This window comes from Xanthobacter sp. DMC12 (assembly GCF_056314105.1).
The window spans coordinates 331,463-355,755 of the sequence record NZ_JBQUYZ010000001.1 but is presented as its reverse complement, the minus strand read 5'-3'; the positions used below and the strand labels follow the sequence as shown (position 1 = coordinate 355,755).

The window sequence follows — 24,293 nt, the reverse complement described above, 5'->3', positions numbered from 1 at the left end:
AACATTACGGCCCGCAGTTAAGAGGCCCATGCGTAAACGGCGGCTTAAATGACGTATCTTCGGCGCGGTCCTGCCGAACTTTCGACTCCCCCGTGACAAAGCTGCAACAGGTCGGGAGGGCCCGACCTGCCGTCTCGTCAGTTGCCCTTGGGGAGTGCCACCACGCTGGCGCCGCTCTCGGCGGTGTCCGACACCGAGCGACCCAGCTGGTTCACATGCTGGTTGTAGTGGGAGCGGGTATTCTCATCCACCACCGCAACGGGCGCGGCTATGACGAGGCCGGCGGCCGTGCCGACGGTCGCGGCGGCGTCCGAGGTCGCCTTGATGATGTGCTCACCGACGCCGACGCGGGAATCGGTCATGGTTTGCCCCTCCGCAAGGCGGGCGCCAATGGCCTGCACCACCTTCGGGCTGGCGGCGAACTTGCCGTGGGCCAGGGGATCGTTGGTCCTGAGCTTGGTCAGGTCCACCACGTTGATGTTGTTCTTCTCGAATTCGGTGCGGAACGGCTCCTGCTCCGGGTCCACCGCGCCGACGCGGGGAACGTCGCCCCACACCCGCCGCGACACGGCCAGCGCCTTGTCGTCCTGCGACACGAACAGGGTGAAGGCCGGGCGCTGGCTCGTCTTGCCGATCTCGTTGAAGAAGGTGGAGAAGACGTCCACGTCCACGTCCGGCGCGGCCAGCATCACATACTTGATCTTGGGCAGGATGCGGCCGTTGCGGATGGCCATCTGCCGCAGGGCCTCCAGCGTCACGACGTTGCCCATGGAGTGGGCGAGGATGGAAATCTCGCCCACGTTCGGGTCCTTCGCCATGAAGGTGAGCAGCCGCTCCAGGGAATCCCTGGAGAAGGATGTGCTTTCGCGATCGTAGCCATAGGCCAGCAGGCTGCCCCGCGACGGCCAGGTGAACAGCACCGGCGTCACCGGCGCACCGGAATCGTGGATGATCTGGGCGAAGCGGAACACCGCGTCGTCGAAGCGCTGATTGTAGCCGTGGACGAACACCAGCGCCTGCCGGCCCGGCGTGCGGCTGATGCGGTTGTGGAACCATGCGGTCGCCTGATCCTGTGTCAGGTCGACGAGCTTGGTGGTAACGAAGTCCGTCGCCGGATTGCCGGGGATGCTCCGCGGCCACTGTACGTCGCCGATCTTGCGGGCGCCGTCGGGCGGGATAGAGACTTCAATCTCGGCATAGCTCGGTGTACGGGCGCGCTCGCCGTTGAAGATGTCCGGGCCATCGGACCGCTCGCGGACGGTGGCGACCACCATGTCCACGCGGGAGGTTCCGGGCACCGCATCCGGCACCGGAATGAGCGCACCATCGGGGCGCCCGGCGCAGCCTGTCAGCAGGCCGAGCAGCAGCGCACAAGCCAGAATCTGCCGCCCGCGGCCGGAAACGCCCTTCAATTCTCGATCCCCCCGGAACGCAACTCCCGATCCCGATAGCTGAGGGCTGTGGCCCTCGCAACGGGCTTCGGCACCAGGGTACGGTCAAAGCGATGCTTTCGCTCAGAGTGTGGCCGCGGCGCCCGGAACGAGCGGTACAAAGCGCACCTTCATCAGGTCGGTGCGGGTGCGGCCGGACTGCTCCTTGACGATACGGACGAGCGTCTGCACCTCCTCCGGCGCACCGAGCGGCGCGACGATGACACCGCCGAGCTTGAGCTGGTCCATCAGCGCCGGGGGAATGTCGGGCGCCGCCGCGGTCACGAGGATGCGGTCGAACGGCGCGCGGGCCGGCATCCCGTTCATGCCGTCGCCCACATAAGCGGTGACGTTGCGCAGGCCGAGCACCTCGAAGCGAGTCTGCGCCTCGCTCACGAGGGAGCGATAGCGGTCCACGGTCACCACCCGCGCAGCCAGGTGGGAGAGGACCGCGGCCTGATAGCCGGAGCCGGTGCCCACCTCCAGCACGGTCTGGTCGGCAGTGACGCCGAGCGCTTCGGTCATGGAGGCGACAAGGCTCGGCTGCGACATGGTCTGGCCGCAGGCAATGGGCAGTGCCACGTCGTCATAGGCGTGACGGCGCATCATGGGATCGACGAACAACGGCCGCGGCACCAGCTCGATGGCCCGCAGCACGGCAAGGTCCCTGATCCCCCGCTGGCGCAGCCTCAGGATGAAGGCCGCGCGTTCCGCCTGCTCGCCATCGCCCTCGCCGGTGCTCATCCCGGTGTCCATCTCCGCCTAACTATTGAAACCTATAGCAGATTGCCGACGATCTCCAGCCGGTGCCTGTCCACCGTCTTCGCCTGGCGCTCCTCCCGCCCCGGCTTGCACCGCAACGGGCGATCGGACACCCTCGCGCCACCATGCGTCCCGACGTCCTGTCCCCCCTCTTCGCGCCGCTCGACAGCCTCTCCGGCATCGGCCCCAAGCTGATGAAGCCGTATGCGCGCTTGCTGGGCCGGGAGATGCCGCGGGTGATCGACCTTCTGTTCCACATGCCGTCCGGGTTCGTGGACCGCCGCGCCCGCCCGCTGCTCTCGGAAGCCGTCCCCGAGACCGACGTGACGGTGGAGGTGACAGTGGACGCCCACCAGCCGCCCCCACCCGGCAGCCGGGCACCGCACCGGACCTATGTCTCCGATGCCAGCGGCGACATGGTGGTGGTGCATTTCAAGATCGAGCCGGCGCGCATCGAGCGGATGCTGCCCGTGGGGGCGAAGCGCTGGCTGTGCGGGCGCATCTCGCTCTACGACGGCATGCGGCAGATGACCCATCCGGACCGCATCCTCGATGCCGCCGGAGTCGAGCGGCTGCCGGCGGTGGAGCAGGTCTATCCGCTGGTGGAGGGCCTCGCTTCGGGCCACCTGCGCCGGGCCATCGAGGCCGCGCTCCTCCGCGTGCCGGACCTGCCCGAGTGGATCCCCGACGAGCTTCGTGCGGCGCGGGGCTGGCCCTCCTTCCGAGACGCGCTGATGCGCCTCCACAAGCCGGCATCGCCCCATGAGGCGACGCCCGCTGGCGGGCCGTGGCGGCGGCTGGCCTTCGACGAGTTGCTGGCGCATCAGCTCACCCTGGCCCTCGTGCGGGCGCAGGAGGAGAAGGCAGGTGGGCGCTCGACGGTGGGCGATGGGCGTCTCGCGACGCGTCTTGCAGGCGCCCTGCCCTTCCGCCTCACCGGCGCGCAGGAGCAGGCAATCGCAGCCATCCGCGCGGACCTTGCGGCCGACACGCGAATGCTGCGGCTGCTGCAGGGTGACGTGGGCTCGGGCAAGACCGTCGTCGCCCTCATGGCTGCGGCCACGGTGGCCGAAGCCGGCCGGCAGACGGCGCTGATGGCGCCCACGGAAATCCTCGCCCGCCAGCACCAGGAGACGATCGCACCGCTGGCCGAGGCCGCCGGCCTCTCCACTGCGATCCTGACCGGCCGGGAGAAGGGTCGCGCCCGCGCCGCCGTTCTGGACGATCTCGCCTCGGGCCGCACCGATCTCGTGATCGGCACCCATGCGCTGATCCAGGACGACGTGGTGTTCCGCGACCTTGCCCTTGCGGTGGTGGACGAGCAGCACCGCTTCGGCGTCGAGCAGCGCCTGACGCTGGCGCGCAAGGGGGAGGCTGTGGACATGCTGGTGATGACGGCGACCCCCATCCCCCGCACCCTCGTGCTCACCCTGTTCGGCGACATGGACTCCAGCGAGCTGCGCGAGAAGCCGCCGGGCCGGCAGGCCATCGACACCCGCGCCTTGCCCCTCGACCGGCTGGACGAGGTGGTGGCAGGCGTCGGCCGGGCCTTGGCTTCCGGCGCGCGGGCCTACTGGATCTGCCCGCTGGTGGAAGAGACCGACACCTCGGACCTCGCCGCCGCCACCGAGCGCTACGAGACCCTGCAATCCATCTTCGGCGCATCGGTCGGGCTGGTGCATGGCCGCATGTCCGGGGCCGCCAAGGACGAGGCCATGGGCCGTTTCGCCCGCGGCGAGACGCGGCTGCTGGTGGCCACCACCGTGATCGAGGTGGGGGTGAACGTGCCAGAGGCCACCGTGATGGTTATCGAGCACGCCGAGCGCTTCGGCCTTGCCCAACTGCACCAGTTGCGCGGTCGCGTGGGGCGCGGGGACAAGCCGTCCGTCTGCCTGCTGCTCTATCGCCATCCGCTGGGCGAGACGGCGAAATCCCGCCTCGCCATCCTGCGCGAGAGCCAGGACGGTTTCCGCCTCGCCGAAGAGGATCTGCGCCTGCGCGGCGAGGGCGACGTGCTCGGAACCCGGCAGAGCGGCCTGCCCGGCTTCCGCCTCGCCCAGATGGAATGGCACGGCGGCGAGGTGGAGGCCGCCCGCAATGCGGCGGCGGCGCAGGTGCGGGCCGACCCCGATCTCGCCATGCCCTCCGCTCGGGTGCTTCACACGCTGCTGCACCTGCAGGAGCGGGATGCGGCGGTGCGCTTGCTCTCGGCCGGATGAGGCGCCATGGTCCGGCGATGGCCGCCGACGACGATGCTTCCGCTCCTCCCCCGCCTGCCCCAGCGACAACTCAGAGCGAACGGCTGGCCGCCGCCCGCTGGAGCCGCGATGCGATCTATCGCAAGCTCCTGTTCGCGGCGGGGTTCGTCTTCCTGATCGTCGGGGCCATCGGCATGGTGGTGCCCATGCTGCCGGGCACGGTGTTCCTGATCCTCGCGGCTTGGTGCTTCACACGCTCGTCGCCCAAGTTCGAGGCTTGGCTCCTCAATCACCGCTGGCTCGGCCCCGGCGTCGTGCGCTGGCGGGAGACCGGGGCGATCCCGCCCATGGTGAAGCTGTTCGCCTTGTCGAGCTTCATCGGCACTTTCACGGGCAGCTGGTATCTTGGGGCGCCGACCTTCGTGCTCGCCTTTCTCGGCGTGCTGTTCGTCGTTCTGGCGGTGTTCATCGCGACGCGGCCAAACCGTTAGGGCGGCGCTCCCTCAGCGGCGCAGCGGCACCACGTTGTCGGCGTGGACTTCCTCCTGCGCGCAGCAGACCCGGTTGCGGCCGGACCGCTTCGCCTCATAGAGGGCGGCGTCCGCCCGCTCGAGCGTGGTCTGCAGCGGCTCGGCCCGCGAGGCCAGCGCGACGCCGATGCTGACCGTGAAGGGCGGCAGATCGGCATCGTCATGTCCGATAATGGCGAGGCGGACCGATTCCGCCTGCAGCCGCGCCATCTCGGGCGAGGCGCGCTCCAGAAGGATGGCAAACTCCTCGCCGCCCACCCGGCCGATGAGCGCGGACTGCGGCAGCGTGTGCTGGAGCATGCCGCCGAAGCCGCGGATGGTCTGGTCGCCCACGCCGTGGCCGAAGGTGTCGTTGATGGCCTTGAAGTGGTCGATGTCGATGAGCAGCAGCGCGAACGGCGCCGCTCCGGCCCGCCCATGCACGAGGTCCGAGGCGCGCTGCTCGAACCCACGCCGGTTCAGCAGGCCCGACAGGGCGTCCGTGTCCGCCACCTCCTGGGTCTCGCGCACCAGTTCCAGCACCGAGATCACCAGCAGCAGGAATCCCGTCGCGATCATCAGGATACCCGTGCTGATCTGGGCGACCACCGCGAACGGCGTATCCATGTAGTTGATCTGGTGCGGTCCCGTGTGGAGGCTGACCGCCAGCGCCGCCTTGAGGGGCACGTGCATGCACAGCAGCGCGAACAGGCCGGCGAGCAGAAGGTCGCGCAGCCGCCGCGGGCTGTCGCGCAGCACCACCCAGCAGCTCGCCGCCGTCGCGATCACGAAGGGCAGCTGGTAGCAGACGATGCGCACCAGCGTGTTGACCGGCAGTTGCAGCGCCAGCGCGGCACAGACCAGCGTGAGGATGCTGAGGCTCGTCACCAGCGCCCACGGAACGGGCTTGCGGTAGAGAACCGCCAGACCCGGCACCATCAGGATCAGGCAGGCGGCGAACGACAGATAGATCACCGGGGCAAGCAGGATCACCCAGCCGGTGTAGGACTGCACGAGCAGTGCCAGCGGCGTGATGAAGATCGCGCCGAAGCTGGCGGCGAACCACAGGGGTGCCGTGTAACCGCGGTGGAGCAGCGCCAGCGCGAGATAGCTGGCGGCGAACAGCGCCGCCACCACCGCATTCATGAAGATGGGGAACGTCGCAGCAGGCATCGACCGGCGTCCGCACCCAGGCTTGAGCGTTGGCTTGTGTCTCGAAATGAAGGCGCCGATTTCCCATTCGGCGCAACATATTTCCGGCGACTCCGGGTGGATTATGCCACCCGCGCCGGACCAAACCACCGTCACCGCCACCCGGCGGTGGCGGACCACCCGTGACGGACTATTCCACCGTCACAGACTTGGCGAGGTTGCGCGGCTGGTCCACGTCCGTGCCCATGATGACCGCCGTGTGGTAGGCGATGAGCTGGACCGGGATGGAATAGACCATCGGGCAGACGGTGGCCGGCATCTCCGGCAGGATCAGCTTCTGCACGGCATTCACCGGCGCGGCCTCGGCCCCCTTGGGGTCGGTGACGAGGATGATCTTGCCGCCGCGCGCCGCCACCTCCTCCATGTTGGAGACGGTCTTGTCGAAGATGCGGTCATGGGGGGCGATGACCACCACCGGCATCTTCTCGTCGATGAGCGCGATGGGGCCGTGCTTCAGCTCGCCACCGGCATAGCCTTCGGCGTGGATGTAGGAAATTTCCTTCAGCTTCAGCGCGCCTTCCAGCGACAGCGGATAGTTCGTTCCGCGGCCGAGATAGAGCACGTCCCGCGCCTTCGCGAGGGTGCGGGCGAGGACCTCGATCTCCGGGGAGAGCTTCAGCGCCTCGGTCATCAGGCGCGGCACTTCCATGAAGGCGCGCACCAGCTTGTTCTCGTCCTCCGCCGACAGCACGCCCTTGGCGCGGCCAAAGGCGACGGACAGGCAGGCGAGAGTCGCCAACTGGCAGGTGAACGCCTTGGTGGAGGCGACGCCGATTTCGGGACCGGCGAGGATCGGCAGCACCACGTCCGCCTCGCGAGCGATGGTGGAGGTGGGCACGTTCACCACGGCGACCACCTTCTGCCCGCACTCCTTGGCGTAGCGCAGGGAGGCGAGCGTGTCCGCCGTCTCGCCCGACTGGGAGATGACGATGGTGACGCCGCCGGGCGCCAGTGGCGTCTCGCGGTAGCGGAACTCGGAGGCGATGTCGGTGGAGACCGGCACGCGGCCGAAGCGCTCCAGCCAGTATTCCGCCACCGCGCCGGCATAGAGCGCCGTGCCGCACGCCGTGATGGAGATGTGCTGCACCTCCTTGGCGTCGAACGGCAGCTCGGGCAGCGAGACGGTCTCGCTGTCGAGATCGAGATAATGGCCGAAGGTATGGGAGATCACCTCGGGCTGCTCGTAGATCTCCTTCGCCATGAAGTGGCGATGGTTGCCCTTGTCCACGAGCAGGGCGCCGGCCGGCACCTTCTGGACGGCGCGCTCGACAATGCGGCCGGTCTCGTCGCGGATCTCAGCGCCCTCGCGGGTCAGCACCGCCCAGTCGCCCTCTTCGAGATAGGCGATGCGGTCGGTGAACGGGCCGAGGGCGATGGCGTCCGAACCGAGGAACATCTCGCCATTGCCGTAGCCGATGGCAAGCGGAGAACCGCGACGGGCGGCGATCAACAGATCGGTCTTGCCGTCGAACAGGAAGCCGAGCGCGAAGGCGCCCTTGAGGCGCGGCAGCACGGCCGCCACCGCCGCCACCGGCTCCTTGCCGGCGAGCAGTTCGCGATCCACCAACTGGGCCACAACTTCGGTGTCCGTGTCGCTCCTGAAGGACACGCCGGCGGCCTTCAGCTCTTCCTTGAGCTCGCGGAAATTCTCGATGATGCCGTTGTGGACGACGGCCACGCGCTTGGTGCCGTGGGGATGCGCGTTGCGCTCGGAGGGCTTGCCGTGGGTCGCCCAGCGGGTGTGCCCGATGCCGGCGTGGCCCTTCGGCGGGTGCTTGTCGAGCTTGGTCTCGAGATTGCGCAGCTTGCCTTCGGCGCGGCAGATCTCGAGGTGGCCGTTTTCGAGGGTCGCGATGCCGGCGGAATCATAGCCGCGGTATTCCAGGCGCCGGAGCGATTCGACCACCTTGTCCGCGACGGCGCTCTTCCCAAGAATGCCGACGATCCCGCACATGCGATCTTGCTCCGATGTTGGTAGTGCCCTTTTGGGCCCGGCTGATTGTCGCGCCCAAGGTGCACTGCAAAAGCTGAATGGACCGTTCCTAAGCCGCCAGTCCTACCCTCCCAGCGGCCAAGGCCGGAATCACATCGCCTTTCGGTTGGTGTCAGGCGAGGCGCCCCCCGGCGTCGCCTACCCCTTCTTCTTCGCATCTGCGCGGGCGGCGCGGAAATCCTTCGCCCATCCGTCCTTCACCACCTGCCGGCTGCGGGCGATGGCGAGGGCATCCGCCGGAACATCCGAGGTGATGACCGCGCCGGTGCCCACATAGGCGCCCGCCCCGATCGCCACCGGCGCCACGAGCGCGGAGTTGACGCCGATGAAGGCGCCGGCACCGATTTCGGTACGGTACTTGGAGAAGCCATCGTAATTGCAGGTGATGGTGCCGGCGCCGAGATTGGCGCCCGCGCCCACATGGGCGTCGCCCACATAGGAGAGGTGGTTCACCTTGGCCCCGCTCTCGATATGGGCAGCCTTGGTCTCCACGAAATTGCCGATGCGCACGCCCGCCTCCAGCCGTGTGCCGGGCCGCAGCCGGGCATAGGGGCCGATGGAGACGCCAGGCTCCAGATGGGCGCCTTCCAGATGGCAGAAGGCGTGGATCACCACATCGTCGCCCACGGTCACGCCGGGCCCGAACACCACGTTGGGCTCCACGATCACGTCGCGGCCGAGCACCGTATCGGCGGAGAAGAACACCGTCTCGGGCGCGATCAGCGTCACCCCCTCGGCCATGGCGGCAAGGCGCAGGCGCTTCTGCAGGATGGCCTCGGCCTCGGCCAGCTGGATGCGGCTGTTGACGCCGGCCACCTCGTCCGAGTCCGCCTTCGCCGCGACGGCGGATCGGCCGTCAGCGCGGGCGATCTCCACGGCGTCGGTGAGATAATATTCGCCCTTGGAATTGGCGTTGCCGATCCGGTCGAGGATGGAGAGGGCATCCTTGCCGGCGAGGGCCATCAGGCCGGCATTACAGAAGCGGATGGCCTTCTCGGCCGTAGTGGCGTCCTTCTCCTCGCGGATGGCGACGAGTTCGTCGCCGGAGGTGACGAGGCGGCCATAGCCGGTGGGGTCTTCCGGCTCGAAGCCGAGCGCGGCGACGGCGGCGCCTTCGGCCAGCGGTGCGCGCAAGCGAGCGAGGGTCTCGGGGCGCACCAGCGGGGTGTCGGCATAGAGCACCAGCACGTCATCGGCGCCCTGCTCAAGCGCGGCGCGGGCGGCCAGCACGGCGTGGGCGGTGCCCAGCCGCTCGGTCTGCACGAACACCTGCGCATCCGGCACGATGCGTGTCGCCTCGGCGGCAACATCCTCCCGGCCGGGGCCGACCACGACGGCGGTGCGGGTGGCACCGGCGGCGCGCGTCGCCGCCAGCACATGGTGGAGCATGGAGCGGCCGGCGACCTTGTGGAGCACCTTGGGGAGGCGCGATTTCATGCGCGTCCCCTCCCCGGCGGCGAGCACCACCACGAGCAGGCTCCGGTCACTCATCGCGATTCCTCCGCGGCGCTAATCTCCCGCCCCCATTACCCCGCCGCCGCAGCGAGCGGAAGCGGGGAGAGGCAGGACAGAGCGCCGGGTCGCGTCAGGCGCCGCGGGTCCAGCGCACGGTCGCGTCGGCGACGCGGCGGCCGAGATGGGCGGCGGTGCGGCGGTCGGTGGCGGGGGGCACCACGTCCGGGCCTTCATCGATGTTGGACTGGGCATAGGCGCCGGCGAAGCCGCCGAGGCGGTTCAAGTCTTCCAGCGAGCCCTTGGAATTGTTGTTGCCGGGATGGAGGCCGAGGCCGACCCAGACCATGCCGTGCTGCTGCGACAGGCCGAACATGGCGTGGATGCCCTGATGCTTGTCACCGTTCTGCGCACCGGAATTGACGAAGCCGGCGGCCAGCTTGTCCTTCCACTTCATCTCGAACCAGCGCTTGGAGGACTTCTCGGCGAACGCCTGGAAGGCCGCGGACACGTTGCCCATGTAGATCGGCGCGCCGAAGATGATGGCGGCTGCGCCGTCCAGCACGTCCCACTTGTCGTCCACTTCGTCCACGGAGACGAGGACGCCTTCCACGGCATCGACTTCCTTGATGCCGGCGAGCACGGATTCAGCCACGACCTTGGTGTGGCCGTAGCCCGAGTGATACACGATCGCGACGACTGGCTTCGACATGACACGTCTCCCCGTTGGGTTCGCCACCGGTTATGCCGTGCATGGATGCCCGCATCCAGCCGTAAGATCGCAATACAGCCTTGCGTTTTCGCAAACGCACGGCGACGTGCTCAGCCGCACGTTCAGCCGCCTTTGGGGAACTCCAGCCCCATCTCGCGGTAGCGCTCCGGATCGTCCGCCCAGCTCTCGCGCACCTTCACGAACAGGAAGAGATGCACGGGCTGCTCGATGATCTCGGAAATCTCCTTCCGGGATTCCGAGGAGATGGTCTTGATGGTGTTGCCGCCCTTGCCGAGCACGATCTTGCGCTGGCTTTCGCGCTCCACGAAGATCGTCTGCTCGATGCGCACGGAGCCGTTGCGCAATTCCTTCCAGCTCTCGGTTTCCACCGTGGAGCGGTAGGGCAGTTCGTCGTGCAGGCGCAGGAACATCTTCTCGCGGGTGATCTCGGCCGCGAGCATGCGCATGGGCGCATCCGACACCTGATCTTCCGGATAGAGCCAGGGACCTTCCGGCACCGTCTCGGCGAACCAGCGTCGCACGTCCTCCACGCCGTCGCCGGTGAGCGCGGAGACCATGAACACCCGGTCGAACGGAGTCTGTTCCGTAATCGCGGCGGCCAGCGCCAGAAGGCTGTCGCGGCGAATGAGGTCGATCTTGTTTAGGATCAGCGCGCGCGGCTTGCGGATGTCCTTGAGCTTGCCGAGCAGCGCCTCGATGTCTTCATCCAGGCCGCGGTTGGCATCCACCAGGAGCGCGATCACATCGGCGTCGGCGGCATGGGTCCAGGCGCTCGACACCATCGCCCGCTCCAGCCGGCGCTTGGGCGCGAAGATGCCAGGGGTGTCCACAAGGACAATCTGCGCCGCGCCGTCCATCGCGATGCCGCGCACGATGGCGCGCGTCGTCTGCACCTTGTGCGAGACGATGGAGACCTTGGTGCCCACCAATTGGTTGGTCAGCGTCGACTTGCCGGCATTGGGCGCGCCCAGCAGGGCGACGAAGCCGCAGCGGGTCGGGCCTTCCAGCGGCGTCAGGGGCGCACGCTCGACGCGATCCAGCTCGTCGTCGAAATCGTCGTCCTCGTCGTCCAGATCGTCATCCGGCAGATCGTCGTCAGAGATCTCGTCGTCGGAGATTTCGTCCTCCGCGAGGTCATCTTCGGCGACATCATCATGCTGAGCAGCGGCGACGAAGGCCTCTTCTTCCGCAGGGGCAGGTTTCTGATCCGGGGCGGCCGTGTCGGCGCCCGCCTTCTTCCTCGGTGCCATCAGGCCTCGTCCTTCTCCCAAACGCCCTCACGGACGAGGAAGGCGGCAGCGGCCGCCTTCTGTGCATTCTGCTTGGAGGCGCCATCCGCCTGCGCCGAGGCGAGGCCCGGCAGATCCACCGCCACGGTGAAGCGGGGGGCGTGGTCCGGGCCGGAGCGCATCACCTCGCGATAGGCGGGCGGCGGCAGGCCGCGAGCCTGCGCCCATTCCTGAAGCACGGTCTTGGCATCGCGCAGCGGCCGGCGCGGAGCCTCCAGGCGGGGGCGCCAGAAGCGCTCCACCAGCGCATGGGCGGCCTCATAGCCCCCATCGAGGAACACCGCCGCCACCACCCCCTCGGCCACGTCGGCGAGGATAGCGCGGCGCTTGTGCGCGCCGGACTGGCTTTCGCCGGGGCCGAGGCGGATGAAGGGGCCGAGGTCCATGTCCTCCGCGACTTCCGCGCAGGCTTCCTCGCGCACCAGCTCGGCGAGGCGGCGGGACAATTCCCCCTCCTCGCCCTCCGGGAAGGCGAGATAGAGCATGTGCGAGACCACGGAGCCGAGCACGTGGTCGCCCAGGAATTCCACCCGCTGGTAGGAGCGCAGGCGCGGCGCCTCGCCCTTCACGGCGCTGATGTGGGAAAGGGCCAGCTCAAGGATGGAGCGATCGCGGAAGCGGTAGCCGATCCGCTCCTCGAGATGCGCGAGGTCGCGCCCCGCCCCGTTCAATGCACTCGTGTGAACAGCCGATCCCATCGCACCGTCCAAGGCCATGTCCAAACCTGCCACGCGCTCGCGCCCTCGTCGATCGAGAAGAAGATCAGCTGTGCCTTGCCGATGAGATTCTCGAACGGGACATAGCCCACCTGGCTCAGCACCCGGCTGTCGGCGGAATTGTCCCGGTTGTCGCCCATCATGAAGAAATGCCCGAGCGGCACCTCATAGACGGGCGTGTTGTCGTAGAAGCCATTATCCACGAGGTCCAGCGTCTCGTAGGAGACGCCGTTGGGCAGCGTCTCGCGCCAGCGCTTCACCGGCACCTTGCGGCCCGAGCCGTCGTCCTCGCTCACGTCCGACATGCGCTCGCGCTTCACCGGCACGCCGTTGATGTGCAGCAGGCCGCCGATCATCTGGATCTTGTCGCCGGGCATGCCGACAACGCGCTTGATGTAGTCGGTCTCGTTGTCCTTCGGCAGCTTGAACACCACCACGTCGCCCCGCGTCGGCTCGGACCCGAGGATGCGGCCGGAGAACAGGTTGGGCGAGAAGGGAATCGAGAAGTGGGAATAGCCGTAGCTGTACTTGGAGACGAACAGGTAGTCGCCGATCAGCAGCGTGTCCTTCATCGACCCGGAGGGGATGTTGAACGGCTGGAAGAGGAAGGTCCGGATCACCAGCGCGATCAGCAGCGCATGGACGATCACCCGGACGGTTTCGAGAAAGCCGCCGTCCTTCTTGGATTCGCTGGTCGCGGTCATCGGGTGTCCAAGGTTTCCCAAATGAGGCGCAGGGTACGACAAACTGCGCCGAAACTGAGGAGATACCGGCAGATGCGCGCCGGCCTCGACAGGCAAGACCGCCCCTATAGAGGCTTCCCGGCCTCCCGGCAACGCACGCCCTCGACCTCCTCCAGCGTCAGGCGCCGGAGCGGGGCACCGCCGATATGATGACATAGGCGGCGGTGAGCGGTCCCTCGTCGGTGAGGGAGAGATGGATGCGCGGCTCGTACCCCTGCGGCACCATCTGGGCGAGCCGCCGCGCAGCCCCGCCGGTGAGCACCAGCGTCGGCTGGCCGGACGGGAGGTTCACGACGCCCATGTCGCGCCAGAACACGCCTTGGCTCAGGCCGGTGCCCAGCGCCTTGGCGCAAGCCTCCTTGGCCGCGAAACGCTTGGCGTAGGTCTCCGCCCTGAGCTTTCGCCGGTCCGCCTTCGCCCGCTCGACTGGGGTGAAGACACGGTTCAGGAACCGGTCGCCGAACCGCTCGATGGACTTGGCGATGCGGCGCGCGTCCGAGAAATCGGAGCCGATGCCGAGGATCATGCCGCCTCGCCCGCTGCCGCCGCACGCCCGGCGGCAATGGCCGCCCGCATGGTGCGGATGGCCGCCTCCAGCCCGACGAAGATGGCCTCCCCGATGAGAAAATGGCCGATGTTCAGCTCCACGATCTCGGGAAACGCGGCGATGCGCTCCGCCGTCGCATAATCGAGCCCATGGCCGGCATGAACCTCCAGCCCGAGCGCGTGGGCCTGTCCGGCGCCGGCCTTGAGCCGGACGAACTCGGCCTCGGCCTCCGCCGTGCGGCCTTCCGCCACCGCATCGCACCAGCCGCCGGTGTGCAGTTCCACGATGTCGGCGCCGAGCGCGGCCGCAGCGGCGATCTGCCTCTCCTCCGCTGCGATAAAGAGCGAGACACGGATGCCCGCTGCCTTCAGCCGGGCGATGCGCGGGCCAAGCTCCGCGGCGAGCCCTGCCGCGTCGAGCCCGCCCTCGGTGGTGCGCTCCTCCCGCCGCTCGGGCACGAGGCAGCAGGCGTTGGGCCGGACGGAGATGGCGATGCCGACCATCTCCTCCGTGGCAGCCATCTCGAAATTGAGCGGCAGGTCGATCTCCGCCTTCAGCCGCGCCATGTCGGCGTCGCGGATATGACGCCGGTCCTCGCGCAGATGGGCGGTGATTCCATCGGCCCCCGCCGCGGCGGCGAGGGCTGCGGCGCGCACCGGGTCGGGCAAGAGACCGCCGCGCGCATTGCGTACGGTCGCCACGTGGTCGACGTTCACCCCGAGCCGCACCGGCTTCAGCACCGCCATTTCGCTTGCTCCCGTCCGCGCCGGCGTCAGCCGTTCACGCGCTCCACCTGCGAGACCACCTCGCGGGCCTTGAGGTCGGCGATGATGGCGTTGAGGTGCCTTAGGTCGAACACCTCCACGTCGATCACCATCTCGTGGAAATCGGCTGAGCGGGCGTGCATCTGCAGCCCGTCGATATTGCCGCCGCGGTCACCGATGGCTCCGGCGATCTGCGCCAGCGAGCCGGGCTCGTTGCGGGCGGTGACGACGATCCGCGCGGGAAAGCGCCCATCGGAAAGCTCGTCCACGTCCCAGCGCACGTCGAGCCAGCGCTCAGGCGCATCCTCGAAGCCCTGCAGAGAGGCCGACTGGATGGGATAGATGGTGATGCCCTCGCCGGGCGTGAGGATGCCGACGATGCGATCCCCCGGAACGGCGCCGCCGTCAGGTGCGAAGCGCACCGGCAGATCGCCATTGATGCCCCGGATGGGGATGGCGTCCAGCCGCTCCGCCTTCGCGCCTTCGGGAATCTTGAACTTGAGGTTGTGGCCGCGCTTCAGCTCGAACCAGCCTTCGCCGCTCGCGGCGCGCTCGGCCCGCTCCTCCGGACGCGGGGGCACCCAGTCGGGATAGACGGCGCGGATCACGTCGTCGGTCTTGATCTCGCCCCGGCCGATGGCGGCGAACACATCCTCCGCCGAGGCCCGCGCGAGACGGGGCGTGGCCTTGGCCACGGCGTCCTCGGTGAAAGGCTTGCCGACGCGGGTGAAGGCCCGCTCGGTGATCTTGCGGCCGAGGCCGGCATATTGCGCGCGCACGGCGGCCCGGGTGGCGCGACGCACGGCGGCGCGCGCCTTGCCGGTGACGGCGATGGTCTCCCACGCACCCGGCGGCGTCTGCGCCTTGGAGGTGATGATCTCCACCTCGTCGCCGTTCTTCAGCTCCGACACCAAGGGCGCGATGGAGCCGTTGATCTTGCAGCCCACGGCGGTGTTGCCCACGTCCGTGTGCACCGCATAGGCGAAATCGATGGGCGTCGCCTTGCGGGGCAAAGCGATGAGCCGGCCCTTGGGGGTGAAGCAGAACACCTGGTCGTGGAACAGCTCGAGCTTGGTATGCTCGAGGAACTCCTCGGGAGAGAGCCCCTGCGAAAGGTTCTCGATGGTCTTGCGCAGCCAGGCATAGGCGCGGCTCTCGTGGGAGAGCATCTCCCCCGGCGCGCCCGAGGCGTCCTTGTAGAGGGCATGGGCGGCGATGCCGTATTCGGCGATCTCCTCCATGTCCTTGGTCCGGATCTGCATCTCGACGCGCTGGCGGCGCGGGCCGACCACGGTCGTGTGCAGGGAGCGGTAGTCGTTGGGCTTGGGGGTGGAGATGTAGTCCTTGAAGCGTCCGGGCACGATGGCCCACTTGGTGTGGACGACGCCTAGCGCCCGGTAGCAGTCCTCCACCGAGGAGACGAGCACGCGGAAGCCGTAGAGATCCGACAATTGCTCGAAGCCGATGGCCTTGCGCTCCATCTTGCCCCAGATGGAGAACGGCCGCTTCTCCCGCCCCTTGACTTCGGCGACGATGCCGCGCCGGGCAAGCTCGTCCTTCAGCTCCCGCTCGATCTCCTGCACCACCGGGCCGTTGACCTGCCGAAGCTCGGACACGCGGGTGGTGATGCTCTCATAGGCTTCCGGGGAGAGCTGGCGGAAGGCGAGATCCTCCAGCTCCTCGCGCATGTCCTGCATGCCCATGCGGGCTGCCAGCGGCGCGTAGATATCCAGCGTCTCCTGCGCCACCCGGTCCCGCTTCTCCGGCGGCACCCATTTCAGGGTGCGCATGTTGTGGAGGCGGTCGGCGAGCTTGACGAGGAGCACCCGCACGTCGTCGGCGATGGCGAGCAGCAGCTTCCTCAGATTCTCGGCCTGCTTCGCCTGCTTGGAGACGAGGTCGAGCTTCTTGATCTTGGTCAGCCCTTCCACCAGCGTCGCGATCTGCTGGCCGAACAGCCGCTCGATCTCCGCCTTGGTGGCGCTGGTGTCCTCGATGGTGTCGTGCAGCAGGGCCGAGACGATGGTGGCATCGTCCAGCTTGAGATCGGTGAGGATCGCCGCGACTTCGAGCGGGTGGGAGAAATAGGGATCTCCCGACGCACGCAGCTGACTGCCGTGCGCCCTCATGGCGTAGACATAGGCGCGGTCGAGCAGCGCCTCGTCGGTGTTAGGATTATACCGTCGAACGCGCTCGACGAGTTCGTATTGGCGCATCATGGCCGGAACGATCCGTCGCAGCACGGCGGAGCGGGTTCAGCGCGCCCGCCCCATCCTTGTTGAACCGTAGATATCATGCGGAGGGGCGGGATGCGCAAGCCATTGTAACGGCGTGACTGTGGGAATGATGAAGACGCCTGCCTCCGGGCGGCCCCTCTCCCCGTGCAGGAGAGGGGCGCGAGCCTCACGGCAGCAGCAGGGTCGACCCCGTGGTGTTGCGGCCTTCGAGGTCGCGGTGGGCCTTCTGGGCGTCCTTCAGCGCGTAGGTCTGGTGGATCGGGATCTTCACCGCGCCGGTCAGGACCGCCTCGAACAGATCGTTGGCGGTGGCGATGAGGTCGGCGCGCTTGGCGACGAAGGTGCCCAGAGTCGGGCGGGTGGCGAACAGCGAGCCCTTGGCCGACAGGTGCAGCAGGTCGAAATTCTGGATGGAGCCGGAGGCGTTGCCGAAGCTCACGAACAGGCCGAGCGGCTTGAGGCAGTCTAGGGAAGCGGGATAGGTCGCCTGGCCGATGCCGTCATAAACCACGTCGCACAATTTGCCGGAGGTGATCTCCTTCACCCGGTGAACGAAGTCCTCTTCGCGGTAGAGAATCACCTCGTCGCAGCCATTGGCGAGGGCAAGCTCGGCCTTGTCCTTGGAGCCCACGGTGCCGATCACGGTGGCGCCGAGGTGCTTCGCCCACTGGCACAGGATCAGGCCGACGCCGCCGGCGGCCGCCTGCACCAGAATCACGTCGCCGGGCTTGATGTGGTGCGTGCGCCGCACGAGGTACTGCGCCGTCATGCCCTTGAGCATCATGGCCGCGGCGGTGCGGTCGTCGATGGCGGCGGGCAGATGCACAAGGACCGAGGTCGAGATGTTGCGCACCTCCGCATAGGCGCCGATGGCCATGGCATAGGCGACGCGGTCGCCCGGATGGAAATCGGTCACATCCGGCCCCACCGCCTCCACCACGCCAGCGCCTTCGCTGCCGGGGATGAAGGGGAAGCCCGCCGCCTTGTAGAGGCCGGTGCGGAAATAGACGTCGATGAAATTGAGGCCGATGGCGGTGTGGCGCAGTTGCACCTGGCCCGGGCCGGGCGGAGGAACCGCCACCGCTTCGAAGCTGAGCACCTCGGGGCCGCCCGTTTGATGCACCTGAACCGCATGGACCATGACCGCCAACCCCTATCCTCCCGAGATTCAGGGGATCATAGGGCGGGGCGAGTGGGCCGCAAGCGCGGTCAGCGGCCTCCCGAAATCTTGAGTACCGCGCCGGTGGTATAGCTCGCCGTGTCCGAGAGCAGGAAAAGCACCGCCTCGGCTACCTCCTCGGCCGTGCCCGGCCGCCCGATGGGGATGGAGGGCGTCAGGCGCTCCAGCCGGCCGACGACGCCGCTCGCGTCATGGATATCGGTGGCGATAAGGCCAGGGGCAACGGCATTCACCCGGATGCCCTCACGCGCCACCTCGCGCCCGAGGCCCAGGGTGAAGCTGTCGATGGCCCCCTTGCTGGCCGCGTACCAGACATATTCTCCCGCCGAGCCCAAGGTGGCCGCCATGGACGAGATGTTGACGATGGCACCGCCCTTGCCGCCCCGGGCGGTGGACATGCGCCGCACCGCCTGCTGCGCCACCAGGATCGCCCCGGTGACATTGAGATCGATGACGCGGGCCATCTCGGCCGGATCGGCATCGGCAAAAGCACCGGCGCGGCCGGTGATTCCGGCATTGTTCACGAGGTCGGTCAGGGGACCGAGGTTGGCGTCCACCTCTTCGTAGAGGCGGGCGATGTCCGCCGGCCGGGCCATGTCGCCCTTGACCACCAGCACCTCAGCCCCCAGCGCCCGCGCTTCGGCGGCCACATCGTCTGCCGCCGCCGCGTCGCGGGTATAGTTGATTGCGATGCGCCCGTAGCCGGCTTCCGCCGCGCGCCGCACGCAGGCCGCGCCGATGCCCCGGCTGCCGCCCGTGACCAGCAGCACCTTGTCCGCGTTCATCGTTCGCCTCCCCTGCCGAGCGCGATCCGCCGCTTGCGCCGGCCGGCGGCGGCGACGTTCAGCACTTCCACCATCACCGAGAAAGCCATGGCCGCATAGATGTAGCCCTTGGAGATGTGGGCGCCGAAACCGTCCGCCACCAACGTCACGCCGATCAGCACAAGGAAGGCGAGCGCCAGCATCTTCGTCGTGGGGTGGGTGGCGATGAAGGCGGAGAGCGGGCCGGAGGCCACGAACATGATGCCGACCGCGATGATGACCGCCAGCACCATGATGGCCAGATGCTCGGCCATACCGATGGCGGTGAGGATGGAATCCACCGAGAAGACAAGATCGAGCAGGATCACCTGCACGACGATCCCGGCGAAAGCCCGCTTGGCCGCCCCGGCGACCGTCTCCTCGCTCGGCTCGTCCTCGCCTTCGAGGGCGCCGTGCATCTCGGACGTCGCCTTGGCGATCAGGAAGGCGCCGCCGCCGATCAGGATGATGTCGCGCCAGGAGAAGTCGTGGCCGAATGCCGTGAACAGGGACTGGCGCAAGCCGATGAGCCAGGAGAGGGCGAACAGAAGCCCGATCCGCAGCAGCAGCGCGGCGGAAAGGCCGATCTGCCGCGCCCGCAGCGCCTCGGCCGGCGGCAGGCGCTGCACCACCAGCGAGATGAACACGACATTGTCGATGCCGAGCACGATCTCCATGGCCGTCAGCGTTACCAGCGCCGCCCAGGCTTCCGGCGACGTGATCCAGTCCAACATCGGCGCGCTCCCCTGCTCCAGAGGTCCCCTGCACCAGAGGTCCCCTGCCCCAGATTCGCGAAGGCTGATCGGAACGCGAAGCGACTGCAAGAGCGCATGCGCTGGTGCGCGGCCGCGTCCCGCACGTATCCGCGGCATCTCCGCAGCTTTCCCCGCGCGGAAGTCGGCTCTAGTGTCCCCTGATCCGACCATGAGGAGGCAGCGATGGAACACGACGTGATGCACGAGGTGGTCGTCGTCGGCGCCGGTCCAGCCGGGCTTGCCACCGCCATCGGCCTCGCCGCGCGAGGCGTCTCCACCGCGCTCGTCACCGGCCCCGACCGTGGCGCGGACCACCGCACCACGGCGCTGCTGGAAGGCTCGGTGCGCATTCTGGAAGAGTTCGGCGTGTGGTCGCAGATCGCGCCGCGTGCCGCGCCCCTGCGCGACATGCGCATCGCCGATGCCACCCGCCGGCTGGTGCGCGCGCCGGAAGTCACCTTCCGCTCAGCCGAGATCGGCCTCGACGCCTTCGGCTACAACATCGAGAACGACGCCCTGCGCAACGGCCTCCTCGCCGCGGCGACGGAGATGCCGAACCTCCACATCGCCCGCACCTCCGTGGAGCGCATCGAATTCGGGCCGGATGCGGTCACTCTGAAGCTGGCGGACGGTACCAGCCTCGCCGCGCGTCTCGTCGCCGGTGCGGACGGGCGCCAGTCCACGGTGCGGGCCGCCGCCGGCATCAAGATGCGCAATCGTGCCTATCCGCAGGTGGCCTTCACCGCCACCGTGCGGCACACGCGGCCCCATGAGGACACTTCCACCGAATTCCACACCGAGAGCGGCCCCTTCACCCTGGTGCCGCTGACCGGCGACCGCTCCTCCATCGTCTGCGTGGTCACCGAGCGCGAGGCGGTCCGCCTGCTCGGCCTCAGCGACGAAGCGCTGGCCCGGGAACTGGAGGCGCGCGCCTCCTCCGTGCTCGGCCGGTTTGAGATGGAAGGCGGCCGTGGCGCCTTCCCGCTGGCGGCGGAGACGGCGGAAAGCCTCGTCGGCGACCGCGTGGCGCTTTTGAGCGAGGCCGCCCACATCATGCCGCCCATCGGCGCGCAGGGGCTGAACCTCGGGCTCCGGGATGCGGCGGCCCTGGTCGCGCTTGCGGCGGACGCGGTTGCGACGGGCCGCGATCCCGGCAGCCGCGAGGTGCTGGCCCGCTATGCGGACAAGCGCCAGCGCGACATCTCCGGCCGCATGACCGCCGTGGACCTGCTCAACCGCTCGCTCCTGTCCGATCTCGTGCCGGTGCAGAGCGTGCGCGGCTTCGGCCTCTACCTGCTCGATCGCGTCGGCCCCCTGCGGCGGACGCTGATGCGCCTCGGCGTCGGCGACAAGGCGGCGTGAGCCTCAGAACAGGCTGAGCGGGATGAGGTGCTCGCGCAGCAGATAGAGCATCAGCGTCACCGTCACGACCGACGACAGGGTGCCGAGGAGGACGGCGGTGGACGCCTCCTCCACGAACACGTGGTACTGCCGCGCCAGCACGAACACGTTCAGCGCCGGCGGCAGCGCGGCCATCAGCAGCAGCGTCTCCTCCCACACCGGCGAGAACGGCCCGAACACCGAGAGCGAGACCAGCGCCACGAAGGGGTGAACGAGCAGCTTAAGGGTCAGGAGCGGCGCGAGTTCCACCGGCACGCGCTTCAACGGCCGCAGCGCCACGGTCACGCCAAGGGCGAACAGCGCGCAGGGGGCGGCGGCGTTCTTCAGATAGTCCAGCATCCGCGAGAGCGCATCCGGCTCCTTGAACTCGAAGGCTGCCGCGAGCACCCCCAGCAGGGTGGCGATGTTGAAGGGGTGGGTGAGCACCCTCTTGGCGATCAGCACAAAGGTGTGCCCGAGGCTCTCCCCCCGCCCCCGCGTCGCCATCAGCAGCGGCACGACGGTGAAGAAGAACATGCTGTCGGTGGCGAAGATGAGCGCGGCCGGGCTCGCGGCGGCCTGCCCGAAGGCGGCGAGCGTCAGGCCCGGCCCCATGTAGCCCACATTGGCGTAGGCGCCGGCGGTGAGCGCGATGGCCGCCTCGCCGATATTGCCCTTCCTGAACCACAGGCCGACGCCCAGCGCCAGCAGGGACATGGTGGCGGTGGAGGCCAGCACGGCGACGATGAAGGCGGGGTTGGCCAGTTCGTGGAACGGCGTCTGCGCTACGATGCGATAGAACAGCGCCGGCAGTGCCACATAGATGATGAAGAAGGAGAGCCAGGCGAGCCCGGCCTCCGGCAGCTTCACCCTGCGGCCGCAGAAATAGCCGAGGAAGATCAGGCCGAAGAAGGGAAAGGCGAGGCCGAAAAGGTCGCTCATGATCGCCGGAGGCTGGCCGGAAGGCGGCGGAAGGGGCAGCGGGTGCCCCTTCCTACAAACCCCGGCGCTGAATGGAAAGCGCGGGCGCCAGGATCAGCGCGCCAGGATCAGCGCACGACGATCAACGCGCCCCTGCCTTGCCCATCAGATGCCGCGCCGCATAGAGCTCGGGGTAGAGGCGGTTGCGGAACTGGCTCGCAGCCGGTTCCACCGTCGCCAGAAGCCGGTCGATGGCGCCCGCGCTCGGCGTGTCGGCCCAGGCGCGGCGGGCGATGGGGCGGTCGTCCAGCCAGAACGGGCTCCAGTCCAAAGTGGTCTCGATGAGTTCGCGGGCAAAGTCCGCCCCCTCGTCCAGGGAGCCCTGCATCACCACGTCCACATAGGACTGCACGAGCGGGAAATTCACGTTCGGGTGCTGGAGATCGGCCGGCCCCTTGCCGTCCGATTCCTTGGGGACGTAGATCCAGATCTTGCCGATGCGCGGCAGGCCCTCCCAGTCGATGGCCTCCACATGCGCGTGGTCCAGCTCCACACGGTTATAGCCGCCTTCGCGCGCATCGAAGGCGGCGAGTTCAGCCTCGTCCTTCACGGGGAAGATGACGCCGTTGATGCTGTACGCCTCCTCCCCGGGCATCCGGGGGCGGATGCCGAGCGCGGTGAAGCCGGCCGTGCCCTCTCGCGGCGTGAACCGCGACGCCCACGAGCGCACATAGCCGAAGCTGCCGGAGATTCGCGCGGCGATGGCGGGCACGACGCGCCCGGATGTGGACGTCCGGGACGGCCCGTTGATGAGAGAGCCGTAGCCGAACAGGAATTCCTGCGGAGCATTTGCGAGCCGTTGGCCCCAGAAGTCCTTCGCCGCCACCGGCAGGGTGGAAGCCGCCAGCCCGGCAAGGCCCCCGAGCATCCCACGTCGCGTGATCGTCATGCCTCTCCCCCTGCCCGATGGGCGCCGGCCCGGTCGCCCTGAAGTCGTGTTGCGCGGGCCGGCGACCTATGCTGCATTGCAATCAACAGGTTCCGCGGGGGGTTATGCACCCCCTGCCCGCAAACCACCCTGGGGGGACTCATGAAGCTGCCGCGCCAATTCTTCAAGCCGCTCGCCATCGGCGCACCCGCACCTTATCGCGAGTTGCCGGTGCGGCTTGAGCGCATGATCCATTTCGTGCCGCCGCATCTTGAGAAGATGCGCGCCAAGGTGCCTGATATCGCCAAGCAGGTGGACGTGGTGCTCGGCAATCTGGAGGACGCGATTCCCTCCGATGCCAAGGAAGCTGCCCGCAAAGGCTTCATCGAGATGGCCAAGGCCACCGATTTCGGCTCCACGGGCCTTTGGACCCGCATCAACTGCCTCAACAGCCCCTGGGTGCTGGACGACATCATCGAGATCGTCAGCGAGATCGGCAACAAGCTGGACGTCATCATGCTGCCCAAGGTCGAGGGCGCCTGGGACATCCACTATCTCGACCAGCTTCTGGCCCAGCTCGAGGCGCGGCATTCGATCGAGAAGCCCATCCTCATCCACGCCATTCTGGAAACCGCCGAGGGCGTGAAGAATGTGGAGGAGATCGCCGCCGCCTCCCCGCGCATGCACGGCATGAGCCTCGGCCCGGCCGACCTTGCCGCCTCGCGCGCCATGAAGACCACCCGCGTCGGCGGCGGTCACCCGGACTACAAGGTGCTGGCGGATCCCGATGGCGACAAGCCGCGCACCGGCTACCAGCAGGACCTGTGGCATTACACCGTCGGCAAGATGGTGGATGCCTGCGCCGCCAACGGCATCAAGCCCTTCTACGGCCCGTTCGGCGACTTCGCCGACCTCGCGGCTTGCGAGAGCCAGTTCCGCAACGCCTTCCTCCAGGGCTGCGTCGGTGCCTGGTCTCTGCATCCCACGCAGATCGAGATCGCCAAGCGCGTCTTCTCGCCGGATCCGGGCGAGGTGGCGTTCGCCCTCAAGATTCTCGAAGCCATGCCGGACGGTGCCGGCGCGGTGATGATCGATGGCAAGATGCAGGACGACGCCACCTGGAAGCAGGCCAAGGTGATCGTCGACCTTGCCCGGATTGTCGCAGCCAAGGACCCGGAAATGGGCAAAGCCTACGGATTGTGAGAGAATTGGTTAACCAACGGCCGCGGCGAAGGTCGCCGCGGCTCTCCCGCCCGGTCTCGGGCGGAGCGGAAAAGTCAGAAGAGGCGGGACATGGCCAGCCAGGACAAAGCGCGCGCAAAGCCCGCAATCGTTGCTCCCATTGGCGACGGCATCCCCGAGGACCCCACGCATTACGTTGCGTCAGAACTCGGCGCGGGCATGCGGCAGGCGAAGTTCCGCATCGGCGAGGTGGTGCGCCACAAGCACTTCCCCTTCCGGGGCGTGGTGTTCGACGTGGACCCGGTGTTCGACAACACCGAGGAATGGTGGCTCTCGATTCCCGAGGATATCCGCCCCCACAAGGACCAGCCGTTTTACCACCTGCTCGCCGAGAACGCGGACAGCGAGTACGTCGCCTACGTCTCCGAGCAGAATCTGGAGCGGGACACGTCAGAAGAGCCGGTGCGCCACCCCAAGGTCACCGAGGCCCTGTCCGAGGATGGGGCCGGCGGCTGGCGGGTGCGGCCTGATCTGGTGAATTGACCCCAGCGCAGATCGC

General features: G+C 68.1%; 22 protein-coding genes. 5 read left to right on the top strand and 17 right to left on the bottom strand.

What is annotated here, in order from left to right; all coding sequences use genetic code 11:
* Positions 1–137: 137 nt before the first annotated feature.
* Together ACT535_RS01510 and ACT535_RS01505 are read right to left on the bottom strand one after the other, a co-directional pair.
* Complete coding sequence (locus ACT535_RS01510) at positions 138–1,412, bottom strand: alpha/beta hydrolase (protein ID WP_476326688.1); 1,275 nt, start codon at positions 1,410–1,412, stop codon at positions 138–140.
* A gap of 102 nt (positions 1,413–1,514) precedes the next feature.
* On the bottom strand, positions 1,515–2,174 hold the full coding sequence (locus tag ACT535_RS01505) for a protein-L-isoaspartate(D-aspartate) O-methyltransferase (RefSeq protein ID WP_168456959.1): 660 nt from the start codon (positions 2,172–2,174) through the stop codon (positions 1,515–1,517).
* A 143-nt stretch (positions 2,175–2,317) separates the two neighbouring features.
* On the opposite strand from ACT535_RS01505, the gene recG reads away from it, so the two are divergent.
* Together recG and ACT535_RS01495 are read left to right on the top strand one after the other, a co-directional pair.
* Positions 2,318–4,411: an ATP-dependent DNA helicase RecG gene (gene recG / locus ACT535_RS01500; protein WP_476363110.1), complete on the top strand. Its 2,094-nt coding sequence runs from the start codon at positions 2,318–2,320 to the stop codon at positions 4,409–4,411.
* 17 nt (positions 4,412–4,428) lie between these two features.
* Positions 4,429–4,881, top strand: a complete 453-nt coding sequence (locus ACT535_RS01495) for a YbaN family protein (protein ID WP_476363109.1) — start codon at positions 4,429–4,431, stop codon at positions 4,879–4,881.
* Positions 4,882–4,893: 12 nt separating this feature from the next.
* Here ACT535_RS01495 and ACT535_RS01490 read toward each other — a convergent pair whose 3' ends face one another.
* The 13 genes from ACT535_RS01490 to ACT535_RS01430 form a co-directional block, all read right to left on the bottom strand.
* On the bottom strand, positions 4,894–6,072 hold the full coding sequence (locus ACT535_RS01490) for a GGDEF domain-containing protein (protein ID WP_476363108.1): 1,179 nt from the start codon (positions 6,070–6,072) through the stop codon (positions 4,894–4,896).
* Between the two features lie 169 nt (positions 6,073–6,241).
* Positions 6,242–8,065 (bottom strand): glutamine--fructose-6-phosphate transaminase (isomerizing), encoded by a 1,824-nt coding sequence (glmS, locus tag ACT535_RS01485; RefSeq protein ID WP_476363107.1) that lies wholly within the window; start codon positions 8,063–8,065, stop codon positions 6,242–6,244.
* Between the two features lie 177 nt (positions 8,066–8,242).
* Positions 8,243–9,595: a bifunctional UDP-N-acetylglucosamine diphosphorylase/glucosamine-1-phosphate N-acetyltransferase GlmU gene (glmU, locus tag ACT535_RS01480; RefSeq protein ID WP_476363106.1), complete on the bottom strand. Its 1,353-nt coding sequence runs from the start codon at positions 9,593–9,595 to the stop codon at positions 8,243–8,245.
* A gap of 94 nt (positions 9,596–9,689) precedes the next feature.
* On the bottom strand, positions 9,690–10,268 hold the full coding sequence (locus ACT535_RS01475) for a flavodoxin family protein (protein WP_476363105.1): 579 nt from the start codon (positions 10,266–10,268) through the stop codon (positions 9,690–9,692).
* A gap of 122 nt (positions 10,269–10,390) precedes the next feature.
* Positions 10,391–11,539, bottom strand: a complete 1,149-nt coding sequence (gene era / locus ACT535_RS01470) for a GTPase Era (RefSeq protein ID WP_476363104.1) — start codon at positions 11,537–11,539, stop codon at positions 10,391–10,393.
* Positions 11,539–12,276, bottom strand: coding sequence for a ribonuclease III (gene rnc, locus ACT535_RS01465; RefSeq protein ID WP_168456952.1), 738 nt, complete (start codon positions 12,274–12,276; stop codon positions 11,539–11,541). Before rnc ends, era begins: the two co-directional genes overlap by 1 nt.
* Positions 12,246–12,998, bottom strand: coding sequence for a signal peptidase I (gene lepB / locus ACT535_RS01460; RefSeq protein ID WP_476363103.1), 753 nt, complete (start codon positions 12,996–12,998; stop codon positions 12,246–12,248). Before lepB ends, rnc begins: the two co-directional genes overlap by 31 nt.
* Positions 12,999–13,155: 157 nt before the next feature.
* Positions 13,156–13,563: a holo-ACP synthase gene (gene acpS, locus ACT535_RS01455; protein WP_168456950.1), complete on the bottom strand. Its 408-nt coding sequence runs from the start codon at positions 13,561–13,563 to the stop codon at positions 13,156–13,158.
* A complete protein-coding gene (locus ACT535_RS01450; protein ID WP_476363102.1) occupies positions 13,560–14,330 on the bottom strand; it encodes a pyridoxine 5'-phosphate synthase in 771 nt (256 codons plus the stop codon). Before ACT535_RS01450 ends, acpS begins: the two co-directional genes overlap by 4 nt.
* 26 nt (positions 14,331–14,356) lie before the next feature.
* Positions 14,357–16,567 (bottom strand): RelA/SpoT family protein, encoded by a 2,211-nt coding sequence (locus ACT535_RS01445; RefSeq protein WP_168456948.1) that lies wholly within the window; start codon positions 16,565–16,567, stop codon positions 14,357–14,359.
* A 184-nt stretch (positions 16,568–16,751) separates the two neighbouring features.
* Entirely contained in the window at positions 16,752–17,726 is a 975-nt protein-coding gene (locus tag ACT535_RS01440; RefSeq protein WP_168456947.1) for a quinone oxidoreductase family protein, read from the bottom strand.
* A gap of 68 nt (positions 17,727–17,794) precedes the next feature.
* On the bottom strand, positions 17,795–18,550 hold the full coding sequence (locus tag ACT535_RS01435; protein WP_476363101.1) for an SDR family oxidoreductase: 756 nt from the start codon (positions 18,548–18,550) through the stop codon (positions 17,795–17,797).
* Entirely contained in the window at positions 18,547–19,302 is a 756-nt protein-coding gene (locus ACT535_RS01430) for a TerC family protein (protein WP_168456945.1), read from the bottom strand. The genes ACT535_RS01435 and ACT535_RS01430 overlap by 4 nt, the downstream gene beginning before the upstream one ends.
* Positions 19,303–19,506: 204 nt before the next feature.
* On the opposite strand from ACT535_RS01430, the gene ACT535_RS01425 reads away from it, so the two are divergent.
* Positions 19,507–20,685, top strand: a complete 1,179-nt coding sequence (locus ACT535_RS01425) for a UbiH/UbiF family hydroxylase (protein WP_476363100.1) — start codon at positions 19,507–19,509, stop codon at positions 20,683–20,685.
* A 3-nt stretch (positions 20,686–20,688) separates the two neighbouring features.
* On the opposite strand, the gene ACT535_RS01420 is transcribed toward ACT535_RS01425, so the two are convergent.
* Positions 20,689–21,645: an AEC family transporter gene (locus tag ACT535_RS01420; protein WP_168456943.1), complete on the bottom strand. Its 957-nt coding sequence runs from the start codon at positions 21,643–21,645 to the stop codon at positions 20,689–20,691.
* Positions 21,646–21,766: 121 nt separating this feature from the next.
* Positions 21,767–22,573 carry a gamma-glutamylcyclotransferase family protein gene (locus ACT535_RS01415; protein WP_476363099.1) on the bottom strand — a complete coding sequence of 269 codons (807 nt, stop codon included), beginning with the start codon at positions 22,571–22,573 and terminating at the stop codon, positions 21,767–21,769.
* Between the two features lie 141 nt (positions 22,574–22,714).
* Between ACT535_RS01415 and ACT535_RS01410 the strand changes: the two genes are divergently transcribed.
* Together ACT535_RS01410 and hspQ are read left to right on the top strand one after the other, a co-directional pair.
* Entirely contained in the window at positions 22,715–23,755 is a 1,041-nt protein-coding gene (locus ACT535_RS01410) for an HpcH/HpaI aldolase/citrate lyase family protein (RefSeq protein ID WP_168456942.1), read from the top strand.
* A 198-nt stretch (positions 23,756–23,953) separates the two neighbouring features.
* A complete protein-coding gene (hspQ, locus tag ACT535_RS01405) occupies positions 23,954–24,277 on the top strand; it encodes a heat shock protein HspQ (protein ID WP_168457065.1) in 324 nt (107 codons plus the stop codon).
* Positions 24,278–24,293: the final 16 nt, after the last annotated feature.

Coding starts and splice junctions, on each gene's coding strand:
- ACT535_RS01505 (WP_168456959.1), bottom strand. CDS start 2,174: ATGAGCACCGGCGAGGGCGATGGCGAGCAGGCGGAACGCGCGGCCTTC.
- recG (WP_476363110.1), top strand. CDS start 2,318: ATGCGTCCCGACGTCCTGTCCCCCCTCTTCGCGCCGCTCGACAGCCTC.
- ACT535_RS01495 (WP_476363109.1), top strand. CDS start 4,429: ATGGCCGCCGACGACGATGCTTCCGCTCCTCCCCCGCCTGCCCCAGCG.
- ACT535_RS01490 (WP_476363108.1), bottom strand. CDS start 6,072: ATGCCTGCTGCGACGTTCCCCATCTTCATGAATGCGGTGGTGGCGGCG.
- glmS (WP_476363107.1), bottom strand. CDS start 8,065: ATGTGCGGGATCGTCGGCATTCTTGGGAAGAGCGCCGTCGCGGACAAG.
- glmU (WP_476363106.1), bottom strand. CDS start 9,595: ATGAGTGACCGGAGCCTGCTCGTGGTGGTGCTCGCCGCCGGGGAGGGG.
- ACT535_RS01475 (WP_476363105.1), bottom strand. CDS start 10,268: ATGTCGAAGCCAGTCGTCGCGATCGTGTATCACTCGGGCTACGGCCAC.
- era (WP_476363104.1), bottom strand. CDS start 11,539: ATGGCACCGAGGAAGAAGGCGGGCGCCGACACGGCCGCCCCGGATCAG.
- rnc (WP_168456952.1), bottom strand. CDS start 12,276: ATGGGATCGGCTGTTCACACGAGTGCATTGAACGGGGCGGGGCGCGAC.
- lepB (WP_476363103.1), bottom strand. CDS start 12,998: ATGACCGCGACCAGCGAATCCAAGAAGGACGGCGGCTTTCTCGAAACC.
- acpS (WP_168456950.1), bottom strand. CDS start 13,563: ATGATCCTCGGCATCGGCTCCGATTTCTCGGACGCGCGCCGCATCGCC.
- ACT535_RS01450 (WP_476363102.1), bottom strand. CDS start 14,330: ATGGCGGTGCTGAAGCCGGTGCGGCTCGGGGTGAACGTCGACCACGTG.
- ACT535_RS01445 (WP_168456948.1), bottom strand. CDS start 16,567: ATGATGCGCCAATACGAACTCGTCGAGCGCGTTCGACGGTATAATCCT.
- ACT535_RS01440 (WP_168456947.1), bottom strand. CDS start 17,726: ATGGTCCATGCGGTTCAGGTGCATCAAACGGGCGGCCCCGAGGTGCTC.
- ACT535_RS01435 (WP_476363101.1), bottom strand. CDS start 18,550: ATGAACGCGGACAAGGTGCTGCTGGTCACGGGCGGCAGCCGGGGCATC.
- ACT535_RS01430 (WP_168456945.1), bottom strand. CDS start 19,302: ATGTTGGACTGGATCACGTCGCCGGAAGCCTGGGCGGCGCTGGTAACG.
- ACT535_RS01425 (WP_476363100.1), top strand. CDS start 19,507: ATGGAACACGACGTGATGCACGAGGTGGTCGTCGTCGGCGCCGGTCCA.
- ACT535_RS01420 (WP_168456943.1), bottom strand. CDS start 21,645: ATGAGCGACCTTTTCGGCCTCGCCTTTCCCTTCTTCGGCCTGATCTTC.
- ACT535_RS01415 (WP_476363099.1), bottom strand. CDS start 22,573: ATGACGATCACGCGACGTGGGATGCTCGGGGGCCTTGCCGGGCTGGCG.
- ACT535_RS01410 (WP_168456942.1), top strand. CDS start 22,715: ATGAAGCTGCCGCGCCAATTCTTCAAGCCGCTCGCCATCGGCGCACCC.
- hspQ (WP_168457065.1), top strand. CDS start 23,954: ATGCGGCAGGCGAAGTTCCGCATCGGCGAGGTGGTGCGCCACAAGCAC.